At 67.0% G+C, this 14886-nt stretch carries 13 protein-coding genes; 5 read left to right on the top strand and 8 right to left on the bottom strand.

Going from position 1 to position 14886, the window contains the following annotated elements:
- The first annotated feature begins 127 nt into the window (after nt 1-127).
- The 4 genes from DBO33_RS28245 to rpmB all read left to right on the top strand — a co-directional run bounded on the left by DBO33_RS28245 (nt 128) and on the right by rpmB (nt 4185).
- Nucleotides 128-460: a hypothetical protein gene (locus DBO33_RS28245; RefSeq protein ID WP_107660650.1), complete on the top strand. Its 333-nt coding sequence runs from the start codon at nt 128-130 to the stop codon at nt 458-460.
- 259 nt (nt 461-719) lie between these two features.
- Entirely contained in the window at nt 720-2735 is a 2016-nt protein-coding gene (locus DBO33_RS28240; RefSeq protein WP_107660649.1) for a TerD family protein, read from the top strand.
- Nucleotides 2736-3147: 412 nt separating this feature from the next.
- Nucleotides 3148-3753, top strand: coding sequence for a response regulator transcription factor (locus tag DBO33_RS28235; RefSeq protein WP_107657783.1), 606 nt, complete (start codon nt 3148-3150; stop codon nt 3751-3753).
- A 213-nt stretch (nt 3754-3966) separates the two neighbouring features.
- A complete protein-coding gene (gene rpmB, locus DBO33_RS28230; RefSeq protein WP_167768759.1) occupies nt 3967-4185 on the top strand; it encodes a 50S ribosomal protein L28 in 219 nt (72 codons plus the stop codon).
- A gap of 422 nt (nt 4186-4607) precedes the next feature.
- Here the strand turns inward: rpmB and DBO33_RS28220 are convergent, their stop codons facing one another.
- Together DBO33_RS28220 and DBO33_RS28215 are read right to left on the bottom strand one after the other, a co-directional pair.
- On the bottom strand, nt 4608-5342 hold the full coding sequence (locus tag DBO33_RS28220) for a nucleotidyltransferase domain-containing protein (RefSeq protein ID WP_107657780.1): 735 nt from the start codon (nt 5340-5342) through the stop codon (nt 4608-4610).
- 167 nt (nt 5343-5509) lie between these two features.
- Nucleotides 5510-6100 (bottom strand): helix-turn-helix domain-containing protein, encoded by a 591-nt coding sequence (locus tag DBO33_RS28215; RefSeq protein WP_107657779.1) that lies wholly within the window; start codon nt 6098-6100, stop codon nt 5510-5512.
- 80 nt (nt 6101-6180) lie between these two features.
- Between DBO33_RS28215 and DBO33_RS28210 the strand changes: the two genes are divergently transcribed.
- On the top strand, nt 6181-7200 hold the full coding sequence (locus DBO33_RS28210) for an NAD(P)/FAD-dependent oxidoreductase (protein WP_107660648.1): 1020 nt from the start codon (nt 6181-6183) through the stop codon (nt 7198-7200).
- Between the two features lie 375 nt (nt 7201-7575).
- Here DBO33_RS28210 and DBO33_RS28200 read toward each other — a convergent pair whose 3' ends face one another.
- Genes DBO33_RS28200 through DBO33_RS28175 form a run of 6 tightly spaced genes read right to left on the bottom strand, consistent with a single transcriptional unit; the run spans nt 7576 to nt 14885 of the window.
- Nucleotides 7576-9690: an MMPL family transporter gene (locus DBO33_RS28200; RefSeq protein WP_107657777.1), complete on the bottom strand. Its 2115-nt coding sequence runs from the start codon at nt 9688-9690 to the stop codon at nt 7576-7578.
- On the bottom strand, nt 9687-10931 hold the full coding sequence (locus DBO33_RS28195; protein WP_107657776.1) for a peptide synthetase: 1245 nt from the start codon (nt 10929-10931) through the stop codon (nt 9687-9689). Before DBO33_RS28195 ends, DBO33_RS28200 begins: the two co-directional genes overlap by 4 nt.
- Before the next feature lie 33 nt (nt 10932-10964).
- Nucleotides 10965-12011 (bottom strand): NAD-dependent epimerase/dehydratase family protein, encoded by a 1047-nt coding sequence (locus tag DBO33_RS28190; protein WP_107660647.1) that lies wholly within the window; start codon nt 12009-12011, stop codon nt 10965-10967.
- The gene (locus DBO33_RS28185) at nt 12008-12310 is read right to left on the bottom strand and encodes a hypothetical protein (RefSeq protein WP_107657775.1); all 303 of its coding nucleotides are present in this window, start codon (nt 12308-12310) and stop codon (nt 12008-12010) included. The genes DBO33_RS28190 and DBO33_RS28185 overlap by 4 nt, the downstream gene beginning before the upstream one ends.
- On the bottom strand, nt 12307-13980 hold the full coding sequence (locus DBO33_RS28180) for a fatty acid CoA ligase family protein (RefSeq protein WP_107657774.1): 1674 nt from the start codon (nt 13978-13980) through the stop codon (nt 12307-12309). The genes DBO33_RS28185 and DBO33_RS28180 overlap by 4 nt, the downstream gene beginning before the upstream one ends.
- A complete protein-coding gene (locus DBO33_RS28175) occupies nt 13977-14885 on the bottom strand; it encodes a beta-ketoacyl-[acyl-carrier-protein] synthase family protein (RefSeq protein WP_107657773.1) in 909 nt (302 codons plus the stop codon). The genes DBO33_RS28180 and DBO33_RS28175 overlap by 4 nt, the downstream gene beginning before the upstream one ends.
- Between the last annotated feature and the right edge of the window lies 1 nt (nt 14886).

Below are 14886 nucleotides of genomic sequence, written 5' to 3'. Positions count from 1 at the left end.
GTCAGAGGCAGCGCTTGGGGCCGGTGCAGCCGACCTGGTCCCGAGCCGCCAGCCAACAACGGCAGCAAATCGCAGTGCCCACCCTGATCCGACCGACCGATTCGACTATGTGAGCGAGGTGAGCCCGATGAGCCGACCGATTGCGATCGGGTATCTGCGCCGGGACATTTCCGGTATCTCCCAGCCGTGGCACGAGACTCAGATCCGCAGTCTGGCAAAGCGACTCGGGTATGAGCTGGCGAAGACGGTGGTGTTCGGGCGGGACACTGAGGAGGCGGTCGACCGCTTGTTGGAGGTTGTGCGCAGTGCGGGGGCCGAAGCAGTAGTTGTGCCCGGACCCGAGCACTTCGGTGGCAAGGTGCCGGAGCGGGTGGTGCGCGTGTGCGATGTGATCACCGTGTCGCCGCAGTACACATATGCGCGTTCGTACGCGTCTCCGTTTCTTGGAGACGGCGCGTGAATCTGCGGCGCGAACGCGCAGTGCGGTGTGACTAACGGCCACAGCCGTTTCGGCAGCCGGCCATCTGAGGATGTCGGATGTTCGGTGGACAGACACCGAATGTCGTTGCTGCAAAACTCATCGGGCAAGCACGTAGCTGCCGCAGGACGTGACGCCGACCGGCGCCGGGGCCGCTGGGCACAGCCTGGTTGGGCCTCGATATGCGGCCGATGAACCTTCCTGTCACTCGGCGTGCCGAATCACGAGAAGGGTGATCATCGTGACATCTCCGATTCTGACCAAGGGCCAGAACCTGTCGCTGCCTGATGATGTGGTGCGCGTCGATGTGGTGATCGGTTGGACCGAGTCGGAGATCGAAGTCGATGGGTCGGCACTGCTGTTGGGCGTCGATGGAAAGGTCGGCTGCGACAGCGATTTCGTCTTCTACAACCAGCCGGAGTCGTCGGACGGATCGGTGCGGTTCCTGGGTACGAGTGCGACGGAGGAGGGTGCACAGGCCAGAATGGCACTCGACTTGTCGGCGGTTCCTGAACACGTTCACACCGTGGCGCTCGTCGGCAGCCTCGGCGTCGGCACCTTTGGGGATCTCGGCAAACTCACCCTCCGCGTTGTCGACGCGGCCGGGCATTCGCTGGCCGAATACGCCACCGCCGATGCCACCACGGAGTCGGCTTTCGTCTTCGGTGAGGTGTACCGCCGCGGCAGCGAGTGGAAGGTCCGCGCGGTAGGACAGGGCTGGGAGTCGGGGCTGGCCGGCCTTGCGACAGACTTCGGCGTCGACGTGGACGACGATGCCGAGCACGAAACTACCGACGCGCCGGCTGTGCGCGGCCCGGAGCCGACCGCTCCCGCTGTCGTCGGCTCCGTTGGTATCGCCGTGCCCGACTGTCCTCCCGTCGCCCCCGCACGGGCGCGGACCCGGAACCAGGGCGTGCGCACTGTCAAGCGGACATTGAAGAAGGCCAGGCCACTCGAGTTCAAGCTCGCGGAACTCGACACCTGGCAAACGGCTCCGTTGTTTTCGGTGGTCGGTGTGGGTGCGGGGGAGGAGCAGGAGCGGCGAGCAACGGCGGCCTTGATCGCCACGATGCAGGCCGTGCGTCCATTCGCACGGGCGGTGTGCGCACGGATGGGTGCGCCGGTCGGTGCCTTCGAGGGGTACGTGGAGGTTCAGTTCGAACGCGGTGACTCGAAGGTCATTCCAGACGCAGTCCTCAAGGTTTCGCGGGGCAGCCGAGTCTGGACCGGCCTGCTCGAGGTCAAGACCGGCAGCGGCAAACTCCGGCGGGATCAGCTCGAGAGCTACCTCGACGTCGCACGCAAGAAGAAGTACGACGTTGTTGTCAGCTTGTCGAACGATGTTCCCGCCAGTCCGGGTGAACTGCCGGTTGAAGTCGACCGCCGCAAATTGGTCAAGGTGGCGTTGCGACATCTGTCGTGGGCGGAGGTGGCGCACGAAGCGCGAATGTTGCTCTCGCACGGCGGGATCGACAACGACCTGCACGCCTGGATCCTGAGCGAATTCCTGCGCTACCTCGACAGCCCTCGATCCGGGGCCGCCGAGTTCGTCGACATGGGTCGCCATTGGGTCGCCGTTCGTGATGCGGTCACGGCAGGTACTTTGCGCGCGGGTGACCAGAAGGCTTTGGCGGTAGCCGACACGTGGGTGTCGCTGTCTCGGCATCTCGCGCTCCGGCTGACCGCTGAACTGGGCGTGACCGTCAGTCACCTGTTGTCACGTCGGCACCGCGCGGACCCGGCCGCCCGCAGCGCCGCCGTCGCGGAGCGGCTCGCCGGCGACGGAATATTCGAAGCCGTGCTCCGAATCCCGGATACGGCAGGCGATCTGGTCGTGGTTGCGGACATACGAACCAACAAGATTCGCTGCCGCACCACCCTGGACGCACCGAACGAAGGCACCTCGGGTCGCCGACTGTCGTGGCTGCTCCGGCAACTCGAGAACGCACCGGGAGATGTTCAGGTCGAAGTAGCGTTCGTCGAGCGCGGTACCGAAGTATGCGAACACCTCGCCGCGGTGCGTGCGGATCCGAAGGTGCTGACTGCTGGGCACGCGAGCCCGATCGTTTCGTTCACCCTGCAGCAGAATTTTCCGATGGGCAACCGGCGATCCGGGACTGCGGCGAGCTTCATCGCCAGCGTGAAGTCAGCCACCGACACGTTTTATGGAGCGGTGGTACAGCCGCTGCGGGGATGGGTACCCGCTGCTCCGAAGCAATCCGAATCACCTGATGTGGTGGTTCCCGCTGACGCTTGAGTCGGCGGAGTCCTTTATGCGGCGGTGGCGGCGTTCAGTGACGCGGCGAGGGGCTGTGTTGTCGGCGTAGGGGCGCTCACCACGGTTGGGCTGGTCAAAAATGGGTTGGCTTGGGGGGTTGGGGGTCGTAGGGTGGTGGCGTTTGCGGGGTGCGTATGGGTGCTCCGGTCGAGTTCTGAGGTGATGACGTATTCCTTCCCAGGCCGCGTAGTCGTTTTTCGGCGCTGAGCCCGTGAGCCGCTGAGGCGTGCTCCGGGTCTGTCGTGGACGGCTTTCTCGCGGCCTGGGCTTTGTGGTACCCGTTTCCATTTTCTGTGCGCAGTTGGCGTACGTGGCCCTGGCCTGCCCGTATCTCTTGCCGACTGTCGCAACAGGAGTTTTTGGTGTTTGTGGAGACCTTCGGGGCCGTCTCATGATTCGCGTGTTGATCGCGGGCGGGCTACGGCTGCCTCGTGAAGCGCTGGCTGCCGTGCTGTCCAGTGAGCTTGGCGTGCAGGTGGTTTCGCAGGTGTCGCTGGGTAGTGAGGTGGTGGCGGGTGCGTTGCGTACTCGGCCGAATTTGGCGTTGTTGGATGCGGATCTGCCGGGGCTGGATGGGGTTTCGGCTGCGGCGCAGTTGAAGTCGGCGGTGCCGGGTTGTCGGGTGATCATTGTGGCGGGGCCGAGCCGGCCCGATGTGTTGCGGGCGGCGTTGGCGGTTCGGGTGGAGGGGGTGCTGAGTAAGGGGGCGTCGATCGAGGCGTTGACCGATACTGTGCGCAGGGTTGCGCATGGGGAGCGGGTGCTGGAACCGCAGGCGGTTGCCGAAGCGCTGGGTGGCACGGACAATCCGCTCACTGCCCGGGATCTCGAGGTCCTCCAGCTGGCCGCGCAGGGGCGCACGCCCGGGGAAATTGCTGAGGCACTGCATCTTTCGGCGGGGACGGGTCGTAATAATCTGGCCGCCATCAATCGCAAGGTGGGGGCTCGTAATCGCATCGAGGCGATACGGATTGCGGTTGGCCGGGGATGGATCTGATGTGCATTTTGCACGGAGAGGCGTGCGATCTGCATCGGTCGGCGGCCGGGCAGCGCTCACGCGGTTCGTCATCTGCGCTGGTCAGCGGCGTGCGCGCCGTCCGATCCGCGAATCAAACGCAGCGCACGGCTCGTGCCTCGCCGCCGACAATATCGCTGCGAACAACCCCGAGGCCGAGCCGGTGGCGATTGCCGTCGGAGAACAGGAGAGATGATGTCTGCTCAATGTGACGTATGCGGTAAGAAGCCGAGTTTCGGCAAGCGGGTGGCCCGCGCCGGACGCCGTGCGCAACGGCGGTACGTCAAGGGGCGGACGAGTCGCCGGTTCAATCCGAATATTCAGCCTGTGCGGACCGTGCAGAACGGTGCGCCCGTGCGGATGAAGGTGTGTACCTCGTGCATCAAGAAGGGCAGTGTGCAGCGTCGCGCATAGTTATCGCGAATGAGGCGGCGATGCACCTTGTTTCGCGACCGGCGCACCGATTCTTGGCATGGTTGACCAGTGGTCGGCATCGGTACGAGCGCGACGAATTCCTCTGCAACGACTGCGGATTGCCGACCGCACCGCTCGACGGCCCGGATGAGTGGTACACGGTGCACGACCATGTGTGGGAATGCGCTGCTGCTTCGGCGGACAGCATTCTGTGCATCGGCTGTCTGGAGGCTCGGCTCGGACGCCGTTTGCACCACACCGATTTCGTCGCCGCGGTATTGAACGATCCGAGCTACGGACACCACAGCCCTCGACTGCAAAACCGCCTACGTCCACCGCTCACGAACTGAGCCCTGCCAGTGGACCGATCGGAAACTGGTGGTGGCATCGCCCGAGAGCGCCGCACCATCAGTTCCCCGTGATCACTTGTCCAGCAACGCCTCTGCCGCGCTGATCGCCCGGGTGAGTGACTTCGGCTCAGGAGCGAGCCCGGCGACGATCGCGTCGATACCCCGTAGCCCAGCTGATTGCAGCAGTCGCTTTTCGTTGGTAACCCATTCACCGCGAGCGGCGAGAACCGCGTGTGCTGTCTGCATCGCCGAGATGCCGAGAGCCGCTGCTACTTCCGTGCATTGGGCGCGAGACACATAGTTGGCCTTGGCGTATTGCAGAGTCATCGTGGCTCGATTCCGCCAAATCGGCGGCGCCGCTGCACGAAGGGCCGCAGGGTAGGACGGCCGGGGGAGAGTGCCGTGCAGCACCTGGTTGATGGCGAGTTCAGCGACCACCAAATAGCTGGGGATTCCAGCAAGGTGGAACATCAGCGGCTCCCAATGGAACCGCCCTTGCTCGGCCTCGGCTAGTTCATGTTCGACCACATCGAGATCGCGGTAGTGGACGTCGACTTTGCGGCCATCAATGGTGAACCACGCCCCGCCGTTGAAGACACCACCACCCCAACCACCGATCTCGGAAACCTCGCCCGCCCAGCCGATTTCACGGAGTGCAGCGGGATCGAATGTTCCTCGGTAGTAGACGGCGAGGTCCCAGTCGCTGTCTTCGGTATGGGTGCCCTGCGCGCGGGAACCACCGAGGGTGACGGCGTGGACGCCGGGGAGAGTGGCCAATCGGCCGGTGACGTGCTTAAGGAAGGTCATAGTCGTCCCGGGGGTAAGCGGAGTGATGACGGATACGGGCAGCACCACCGGGCGCTGAACCACAACTGGGGCAGCGTTATTCGGCGGGCGCACTCGGCATCGGTCATCACTCCACGAGTCGGATCGTACCGGGCCGGCGCGACGAACTCGAACGATTTTCCAGGCGGCTACCGCTCGGGTCGTTTGGGCCGGGCGCGCAGGTGCGCACGTTCACCTTGTTTGCCGAAAAGGCTGAGGAATTCGACGGGTTCGGTGTCGGCGGCACCGAACCAGTGCGGTACGCGGGTGTCGAACTCGGCGGCCTCGCCGGGGGTGAGGATCAGGTCGCGTTCGCCGAGGACGAGCCGCAACTTGCCGTTGAGGACGTAGAGCCATTCGTAGCCCTCGTGTGTCTTCGGCGCGGGTTCGCTGCGGCGGGAGTCGGCCGCGATGATCATCTTGAAGGCTTGGATGCCGCCCGCTCGGCGGGTGAGCGGGAGGATCGTCATGCCGTGGTGGGTGACCGGTCGCAGGTGGATGCGCGGGTCACCGGTGGCGGGGGCGTCGACCAGTTCATCGAGGGTGACGCCGTGGGCGCGGGCGAGGGGGAGCAGCTGCTCGAGGGTCGGGCGTCGGCCGCCGGACTCCAGGCGAGACAGGGTGCTGACCGAGATGCCGGTGGCCGCCGAGAGGTCGGCCAGGGTGGTTTCGCGTTGCCGACGCAGTGCGCGCAGCCGTGGTCCGACCGCGTCGAGTGCCTGATCGAGATCGTCGTCCATACCGTCATCTTGCCAGATCGGCAACAAAGTTTGCACATATGCCGGGCTCGGTCGCATGGTGGGTCGCGGAGGTGGTCGAGATGACTGAACAGCTGAAAGACGGCTATGACGTGGTGGTTGTCGGCGGTGGCGCGGCCGGCCTGAGCGGGGCGCTGATGCTGGGCCGGGCACGGCGGGCGGTGCTGGTGATCGACGCGGGCGCGCCGCGCAATACCCCGGCGACCGGCGTGCACGGACTGCTGGCCAGGGAGGGAATGGCGCCGGGCGAGCTGCTGGAGCGCGGGCGAGCGGAGGTGCGTGGGTACGGCGGTCAGGTGGTGACCGGCGAAGTCACCGCTGTGGACCGGGTGGACGACGGATTCGCGGTGACACTGGCGGACGGCCGGGCGGTCCGCGCCCGGCGACTGCTGGTGACCACCGGCCTGGTAGACGAGCTGCCGGACATCGCGGGACTGCGTGAGCGGTGGGGACGAGACGTGCTGCACTGCCCGTACTGTCACGGCTGGGAGGTGCGCGACCAAGCGATCGGTGTGCTCGGTACCGGACCGATGGCGGTGCACCAAGCCCTGCTCTTCCGTCAGTGGAGCGCCGACATCACGCTGTTCACGCACACCATGCCATCACTTACCGCTGCGGACACGGAGCAACTCGCTGCACGCGGCATCAGGGTGGTGGCAGGCGAAGTGGCAGCGTTGGAGATCGTCGATGACCGTTTGGCAGGCGTGCGCATGAGCGACGGCACGGTGGCCCCGCGCGAGGCGGTGACGGTCCAGTCCCGGATGGTGGCGCGTCCGGATTTCCTTGCGGCACTGGGGCTTCAGCCAGCACAGCACCCGTCGGGTATGGGCGAGCACATCCCGGCGGACGCGGCCGGCCGTACCGACGTGCCCGGCGTGTGGGTCGCCGGCAATGCCACCGACTTGTCCGCGCAGGTCGGCGGAGCCGCGGCGGCAGGCGCTTTCGCGGCGGCGCAGATCAACGCGGATCTGGTCACCGAGGATACCCGCCGCGCGGTGGACGCGTACCGGAACCCGTTCTCCCCGAAGAACGAAGCGGACGTCGGTGAGTTGGTGTCGGCCGAGCGTCGACACGGACTGTGATCACCTGACCCGCGAGATCACCCCTCGGGCAGCGGAATCAGCTCGAGGTGCTCAGCCGCCTTCGATGTGCCGCATGCACTGCGACCGGACACCAAGTCCACCCCACCACCGTGCGACACCAGGAACCTGCCACATACGCAGCGCAAATAGCGCACCGCCCCGTGTGCGGAGACGAGCATGGGCGAGGGCCAGGAGCAGGAGGGGCAGGCGGCGGACATGGGAGCTAAGCCTGGGTAGTCACCGAAGGTATTGCAATCTTCTGTGCGGCGTGGCGACCGATCGGTATGAAATTTAGTCCGCAAATAGGACATTCGCGGATGTTCCAGGCGTACCGGGCATTCTTGCTGTGCGCCTGGAACTTCTGCGCTACCCGACTTACCGAATCGAGGCCGTTTCTTTCGAGGGTTCGACAGTGGCGGGAATGAGCCGGCGGCGCGGGAAAGGTGTCCACCAATTGGCCGCGCCCATGAGTTTGACCAACGCGGGCACCAGCAGCATGCGGACCAAGGTGGCATCGATCAGCAACGCGATGATCATGCCGAGTCCGAGAAAACGCATGGGCGTCAACGGAGAAAGAGTGAACGCGCCGGTGACGATAACGAGCAGCGTCGCGGCGGCCGTGATGACCCGGGCGGTCTTGAGCGTCCCGATGCGGCCCGATCCCGCGGTATCGGCCCCCGCCGCATGCGCCTCCACCATGCGGGACAGCAGGAAAACCTCGTAGTCGGTGGACAAACCGAAGACGACTGCGATGATCAGCACGAGCATGCCCGCGGCGAGCGGACCCGGACTGATACCGAGCACACCCGCGAGATGGCCGTCGTGGAAGATCCAGGTGAGCACGCCGAAGGTGGCGGCGAGGCTGAGGAACGCCATCGCTACGGCCTTGAGCGGCAATACGATCGATCGGAACGCCGCCGCGAGCAGCAGTACGGTCGCGCTCACCATGGCCAGAATCATCCAGGGCATGGCGCGCACGATGGAGTGCACACTGTCGACGGTGGCGGCGGTATCGCCACCGATCCGCAAGAACGTGCCGTCCGGGGGAATCAGCGCACGAATGTCTTGCACAGTGGCCGAGGCGTTTTCGCTGCGGTCGGTGGCATCGAGGAACGCGTGGAGGACGACGAAATCCTCGGCTCGGCCCACCTGGAACACCTGCCGGACACCGTCGACCCGGCCGAGCGCCGTGCTCGCGGCATCCACCGCGGCCGACTGCGGCGGTCCGTCGACTCCCTGCAGCACCGCCGTGACACCACTGCTCGCCGCAGGGAACGTGGCGGTGAGTTCCTCGACGGTGCTGCGCATTTCGTTGCCCGCGGGCAACGCACGATGATCGATGTCGCCGAGCTCGGCCCCGGTGAGCGGCAGGGCGAGCAGCACAAGTATCGCGCCGACCACGACGGTGACGAGGCCGGGCCTGCGCAGCACGGCGTCCACCACCCGTCCCCAGAACCGTTCGGTGCGATCTTTGCTGCCCGCCTTACCGATTCGGGCACCGAACAGCGCGAGCATGGCGGGCAGCACGGTGAGCGAGAGACCGGCGGCGAGCGCGACCGCGGCGATCGCGCCGAACCCCAGCGACCGCAGTACCGCCTGTGGGAACACGAAAGTGCCGGCGAAGGCACAGATCAGCAACAAGGCCGAGAAGGCGACGGTCCGACCGGCGGTCGCGCAGGTGCGTTCGATGGCGGACTCGATATCCCGCCCACCGGCGAGCTCCTCCCGGAATCGGGTCACCAGGAACAGCCCGTAATCGATCGCCATGCCCAGCCCGAGCAGCGACGCGATATTCACCGCGAACGTGCTCACCTCGGTGAATTCGGTGAGCAGACGAATGGTGCCCATCGCGCCGAGCACCGCGAGCACCCCGACCGCCACCGGCAGCGACGCCGCGACCACACCGCCGAACACCAGCACGAGGATCAGCAAAGTGAGTGGCAGCGAGAGGGATTCGGCGCGAACCAAATCGTGTTGCGACTGACTGTTGATGTGGGTCGCCAACGCGCTGTAGCCGGACAGCTTGGTATCGATACCCGGAACCCGCAGCGCCGCTTCGATATCGGCATAGGCGGTGACGCGTCGATTGTCGTCACCCGCGAGAAACACCACCGCCAGCGCCTGCCGGTTGTCGGCGGAGCGCAGGAACTGTTTACGCGGCGGCACACTGTTCCAATAGGTTTCGACCGGGCGCTCCAGCAGCGCGGGATCGATCCGGGCGAGCGCCTGTTGCACCCGTGGGCCGATATCGTCGAGTGTCTGGCCGTCGGGCGCGGTGTACAGCGCGACCGCATCGGGGGTCTGCGGCCCGAAGTGTTCCCGCACCAGCCGATCGACCGCGGCCGATTCGCTGTGCGGATCATTGAAGCCCGCCGCGCTGACCTTGTCGGCGGTATTCATCCCGAGCAGCCCGAACAGCAGCATCACCCCGACCACCACGGCGAGGACCGTGCGCGGCCGGGCGATGACGAACCGTGCCCAGCCGGTCATCGTGCCGGTAAATCTTGGGGTGCGAGATCGGCTTCGAGGGTGGCGGCGATCTTGTCGAGCAAGGCCTCCAGCCTCGGCTCGACGCCGGCGCCGTTGCGACAGGACACCGTCAGCTCGAGTTGCCCGCGCGACTCGACCATGCCGAACAGCATCGGCATCGCCCCGCTGTGCTGCGGCAGCACTCGCATCGTGCTGGGGGTCCACCCGGGCACGGCCATCTCGTCCAGGTCGACGCTGCCCATGTGCGACACCGTGGCGGACACCATGTTCCGGTTGCACCGGGCCCCGAGCCAGTTGCTCACCCGCAGCACTGTGCGGATGGCGGCGGGCGGAAACTTCGACAGGCCACCGTTGTCGAGCTGGTTCAACTCGGTCTTGCCTTGCAGCCCGGCCCGCATCCGCGCGCTGACCGTTTCCCAGCTGTCACCGGGCGCGACGTCGACGAACAGCGGCAGCGCGAGATTCCCGGTCGAACGCAGTGCGGGGTCATGCCTGCGCAGATCGACCGGCACCATGAAGCGAGACTTCGCCCCGGCCTCGGCGGCGAGGATCGCCGAGACCCGCGCGACGATGCCCTTGCCGTTCGCGTGAATGGTGCGGTGCCGCAACAACCATCGCGACGCGTTCGGATCCTGCCGCCCGCGACCGGTCGCCGCGCGGTAGGTCGGCAGCACGAGCGTCTGCTTACCCGGCGCACCCACCTGCGCCACCAATTCGGCGTCGGCGATCGGATCGGGCGCGCCGACCGGCGCCACCCCGCGCAGCACGCGCAGCACATCGTCGGCCCACATCCGCATACCCATCCCGTCCATCACTCCGTGGAAGACACGGAATACCAGGGTGGTTTGTTCACCGGTCAGCAGCAGTACCTCGGTGGTCTTCTCCGGCGTCGGCCCGATCGGGCTGTTCAGCACCGCATCGTCTTCCAGCGTGGCGTAGTCGAGCGTCCAGCCGGGGACCACCCGAACCTGGGCGGGCACACCGCTGTCCACCCAGTAGTTGCCGTCGCGGACCAGCCGCGCACCGGGATTCGCCGCGGAGGCAGCGTCTACCGCGCGCTGCACCGCATCCGGGTCCAGGGTGCCGACGCCGTGCACGGCCAGGTGCATCAGGAACGGCGGCGACACTTCCCTGGTGAAGAAGTACAGGCGCTCGGTGGGCGAGATCTTCCGGCGGAAGACGGCGCCGCTGGCCCCACTCGGCGCCGGACGCACGGTATCGCTGCGCGAAGCTTGGTTCATTGGTGACCTCCGGTGCCGACTGGGTGCTGCGGTTCAGCGCAAATTTCGAGTGAGTTCGACGGCGCCGCCCTGGGTTTCGAGCCACGCGAGGAAGGTGGCCAGCCCGCTGTCCCGGTCGACCACCGGGGCGTAGCCGAAATCGCGAGCGGCGGCGGCTGTGTTGTAGGTCGCGCTGCGCGTCATCAGTGCGACGGCGTAGCGCGACAGCGGTGGCGACCAGCGGGTCGCGACCGCCGGTATGCGCCAGGCGGTTTCGATGACGTTGACCACCGCATTGATCACCTTGGGATTGGGCTTGCGGCTCGGTGGTTCATAGCCGAGGTCGGTGGCCACGGCGCCGAGGAATTCCCAGACATTCGTTTTCTCGGCATCGGCGACGAAATACGCCTTGCCGCCCACCGCATCCGAGGCCGCCGCCTTGACGCACGCCTCGACGATGTTGTCGACGTGGCACAGCGACGCGTACACGGTGCGCCCGAACGAGATGTCCGGCAGCGTACCGGCACCGGTCTTGCCGAGCAGCCGCACGATCGGTCCGGACCGGTCGCCCGCGCCCCAGATCGCGCGCGGCCGCAGTGCGCAAGTGGTGAAACCTGCTGTGTCGGAGGCCAATACGGCGCGCTCGGCGGCGGCCTTGGTCTCCGAGTACAGGTTCAGGTAGCGCTGCGGGTATGGGACCGACTCATCGATGTCGAGCTGGTCGCCGCCGTCGTAGACCATCAACGCACTCGGGCTGGAGATGAAGACGAATCGAGACGCGCCACCGCGGCGCGCGGCGTCGAGCAGGTGCTCGGTCGCGCGGACATTTTCGTTCCAGAACTGTTCCCGGGTGCCGCGCTCGTCGACCCGTGCGGCACTGTGGAACACGATGTCGACGCCGTCGGTGGCGGCCACCAGCGACGCCGGATCGGTGAGATCGCCGTAGACCAGCTGTACCCGGTCGACGTCGGTGCCGAGATCGGTCAGCTTGCTGGTGCGCCGCACCAGAATCGACACCTCGTGCTCGCCGTCGCGGACCAGCCTGCGCACCAGCGCCCCGCCGAGGAACCCGGAGGCGCCGGTCACCAACACTTTCGTCATGCCTGCGCCTCGCTGCCGCTCGCCCATTGCGCCTCCTGCGTTCGCCACCAGGTCATTCCGAAGATCTGCGTCAACACAGCTGTCTCGACGGGGGAGCGCCCCGAACCCTCGGCCGCCCGCAGCGCGGGCCGGATCTGAGCCGCGTGCACCACGACGCTGAGGAACGCGTCGATCCACCACGCGGCGCGCAGCCCCCGGTTCTCGGGCACCCGATCCGCCGCGATCGCCAGCACACCGCCGGCCAGATACAACCAGCCGAGAATCGGAATCGCCCGCAGCACCGTTGTTTTCGTGCTCATGCAGCCGCTCCGATCTGCTTGGTGGCCCACAGGGCGAGCTGCTCCCGGCCGATCTTGGCGTTGTGCCGGATGTCGACCGGAAAACCGGGATGGATCAGGAAATCCGCGATCGGGCGGGTGAGCTCGAACTCCGACCCGCGGGCCCGCAGCGCGGCCCCGACCGCCGCGCCGTCGGCCTCGGGCTTCAACTCGATGCAGAGCACTGGGCGCTGCGCACCGCGCGCGCCGACACCCACCAGTGCCGTCCGGGCAACGCCCGCAACGGTATTGAAGATCTGCTCCACCTGGACGGTGAACATCGGCCCGTCGGCGGTGACCACCCGCTGGCTCTTGCGTCCGCAGAACCAGATTCGGCGCTCGTCATCGATCCAGGCGAGATCGCCGGTGCGATGCCAGATCCGGTCGCCGTCGACGATCTTGCCCTGCCGGTTCGCCTCCGCCGGCCAGTAGTAATGCGTACTGACATTCGGGCCCGCGACAACCAGTTCGCCGATACCCCGCGAACTTTCGAGGTCACCGGCCAACTCCTCGACCTGTGCCCAGGTCGGTAGCGGCTCGTCGGTGATCGCGACCACCCTGGCCTCGATCTTGTCCGCCGGTCGCCCGATGCAGGTGCCCTCGCCGCGGTGCGTGCGATCCACCAGACCGTCGAACAGTTCCCGGGATTCGACGAGCGACATCGGCAAGGCCTCGGTGGACCCGTAGCCTGCGAAGATCTGCACGTCCTCGGCCAGCACCTCGCGCAATCCGGCGATGCACCAGTCGGGGACCGGCGCGCCACCGGAGTAGATGCTGCCCAACGTCTTCAGCTCGATCGGCCGCTGCTGGAGATACCGCAGCAGTGGAATCAGCAGCGCGGGGGAGGCGAACATCGTGCGCACGCCGAACTTCTCGATCGCGTGCGCCACGTGCGCCGGATCGGTGGAGCCGACCTTGCTCGGGATCAACGGCGGTAGCACGCAGCGCGATCCGAGCAGCAGATCGAGAATGCCGACCAGCGGCAAGGTGATCAGGGAGGTCTCCGGTGCGATCCGGCCGCGGGCCGTGTGCACCTGCTCGACCATCGACGCCAGATTGCCGTGCGTCAGCTCGACGGCTTTGGCGGGTCCGGTACTGCCGGTGGTGAATCCGATCACCAGCACGTCGTCGGCGGCGCCGGGTACCCGCTCGGGCGCGACGCCGGACGGCGTGGTGCCCCACGCCGCCAGCCGTTCGCCACGCCAGAACCAGCGCTTGCCCACGGTCACCGTGGTCCGCACCTTGCGGAAGCTACGCCGGAACAGCACCCGCACCGCGTGCGCGGGCGGGATGCCGATGAACGCCTCCGCTTCTACGGCGCGCAGACAGTGCACCATCTTGCGCAGGCCCATCCCCGGGTCGATCACCACGGGCACGGCGCCGATCTTCAAGAGCCCGAACAGGATCGCGTAGAGCTCGGGACTCGGCAGCACCAGCACGATGGTGCGGGTGCCGGTGCCGACACCCGCCGCGGTGAGTCGCTCGGCGATCGCCTCGGACCAGTCGTCCAGCTCGCGATAAGTGACGTGCTGATAGGACGGCAGGTCAGCGGATTTCGCCCCGTCGGGGTAGATCACCGCTTCTCGATCCGGTTCCGCGCGCGCGAACGCCCGGAACCGGTCGATGGCCTGCCAGTAGGTCGCCGAGGTCACGCAGCCGCCCCGGCGAGCACGGGCAGCCGGTACAGCACCGCCGCCGCCGACGGGCCCGCGCCCGCCGCGACGAACAGCACGTGCGTGAAGTCCCGCAGGGTGTCCGAGACGACCGCGCGGTCGTAGGCCTGCGGCAGCGACGCGGTGTGCGGGTCGCCGTCGGTCAGGTCCGGTGTGCGCACCGAATCCTGTTCGATGCCAAGAGCTTCCGCGAGCTGGGCCGGGAAGTCCGGGCTCGGTGTCGACGCGATGAGCGCCGTGCCGGCCAGGTCGCTGTGCCCGGCGTCGGCGAGCGCGGCCCGAGCTGCCTCGGTGGCCACGCTCAGCAGGCGGTCCGCGAAGCCGGGCTCCCGCTCCACGGTCATCACGCCGCGGCCGACGGTGCCCATGGTGGCCGTGTCGACGTACGCCTCGACCGCCGGGGTGCCGTCGCCGTTCACCGTGTGCACCCGGCCGAAGCCGTCCGGCTCGTCGGTGTGCTCTAGCAGCAGCGCGGCGCCCGAAGTGGCGTAGGGGAAGTCGTCGGTGGCCGCCGACCGGGTCATCGACGGGTGACCGTCACCGGCGACGATGAGCACGTGCTCGGCGCTGCCGGTCGCCAGGATGGCGGTGGCGACCTGGACCGCGTTGAGCACGCCGGTCGCGCCGTTCATCAGGTCGAACGAGAAGGTCCGCGGATCGTTCTTCGCGTACTCCAGGCCGATGCCCGCCGCCTTCTGGATCAGCGCGGAGACGGCCGGTTCGACGGTGTTGGAGTCGCGGAAGACACCGGCGTTGATCAGCACGCCGACCTGGTCGGGCCGGACTCCGGCCCGCTCGAGGCTCTGCTTCGCGGCCAGGCCGCTGTTCTGCACACTGCTCTGCGTATCGCGGCTGATGCCGATGGATTTGATGCGAACGCCCATG

Source organism: Nocardia suismassiliense (assembly GCF_900269665.1).
GTDB lineage: Bacteria > Actinomycetota > Actinomycetes > Mycobacteriales > Mycobacteriaceae > Nocardia > Nocardia suismassiliense.
This window is presented reverse-complemented; position numbering and strand designations above follow the sequence as displayed.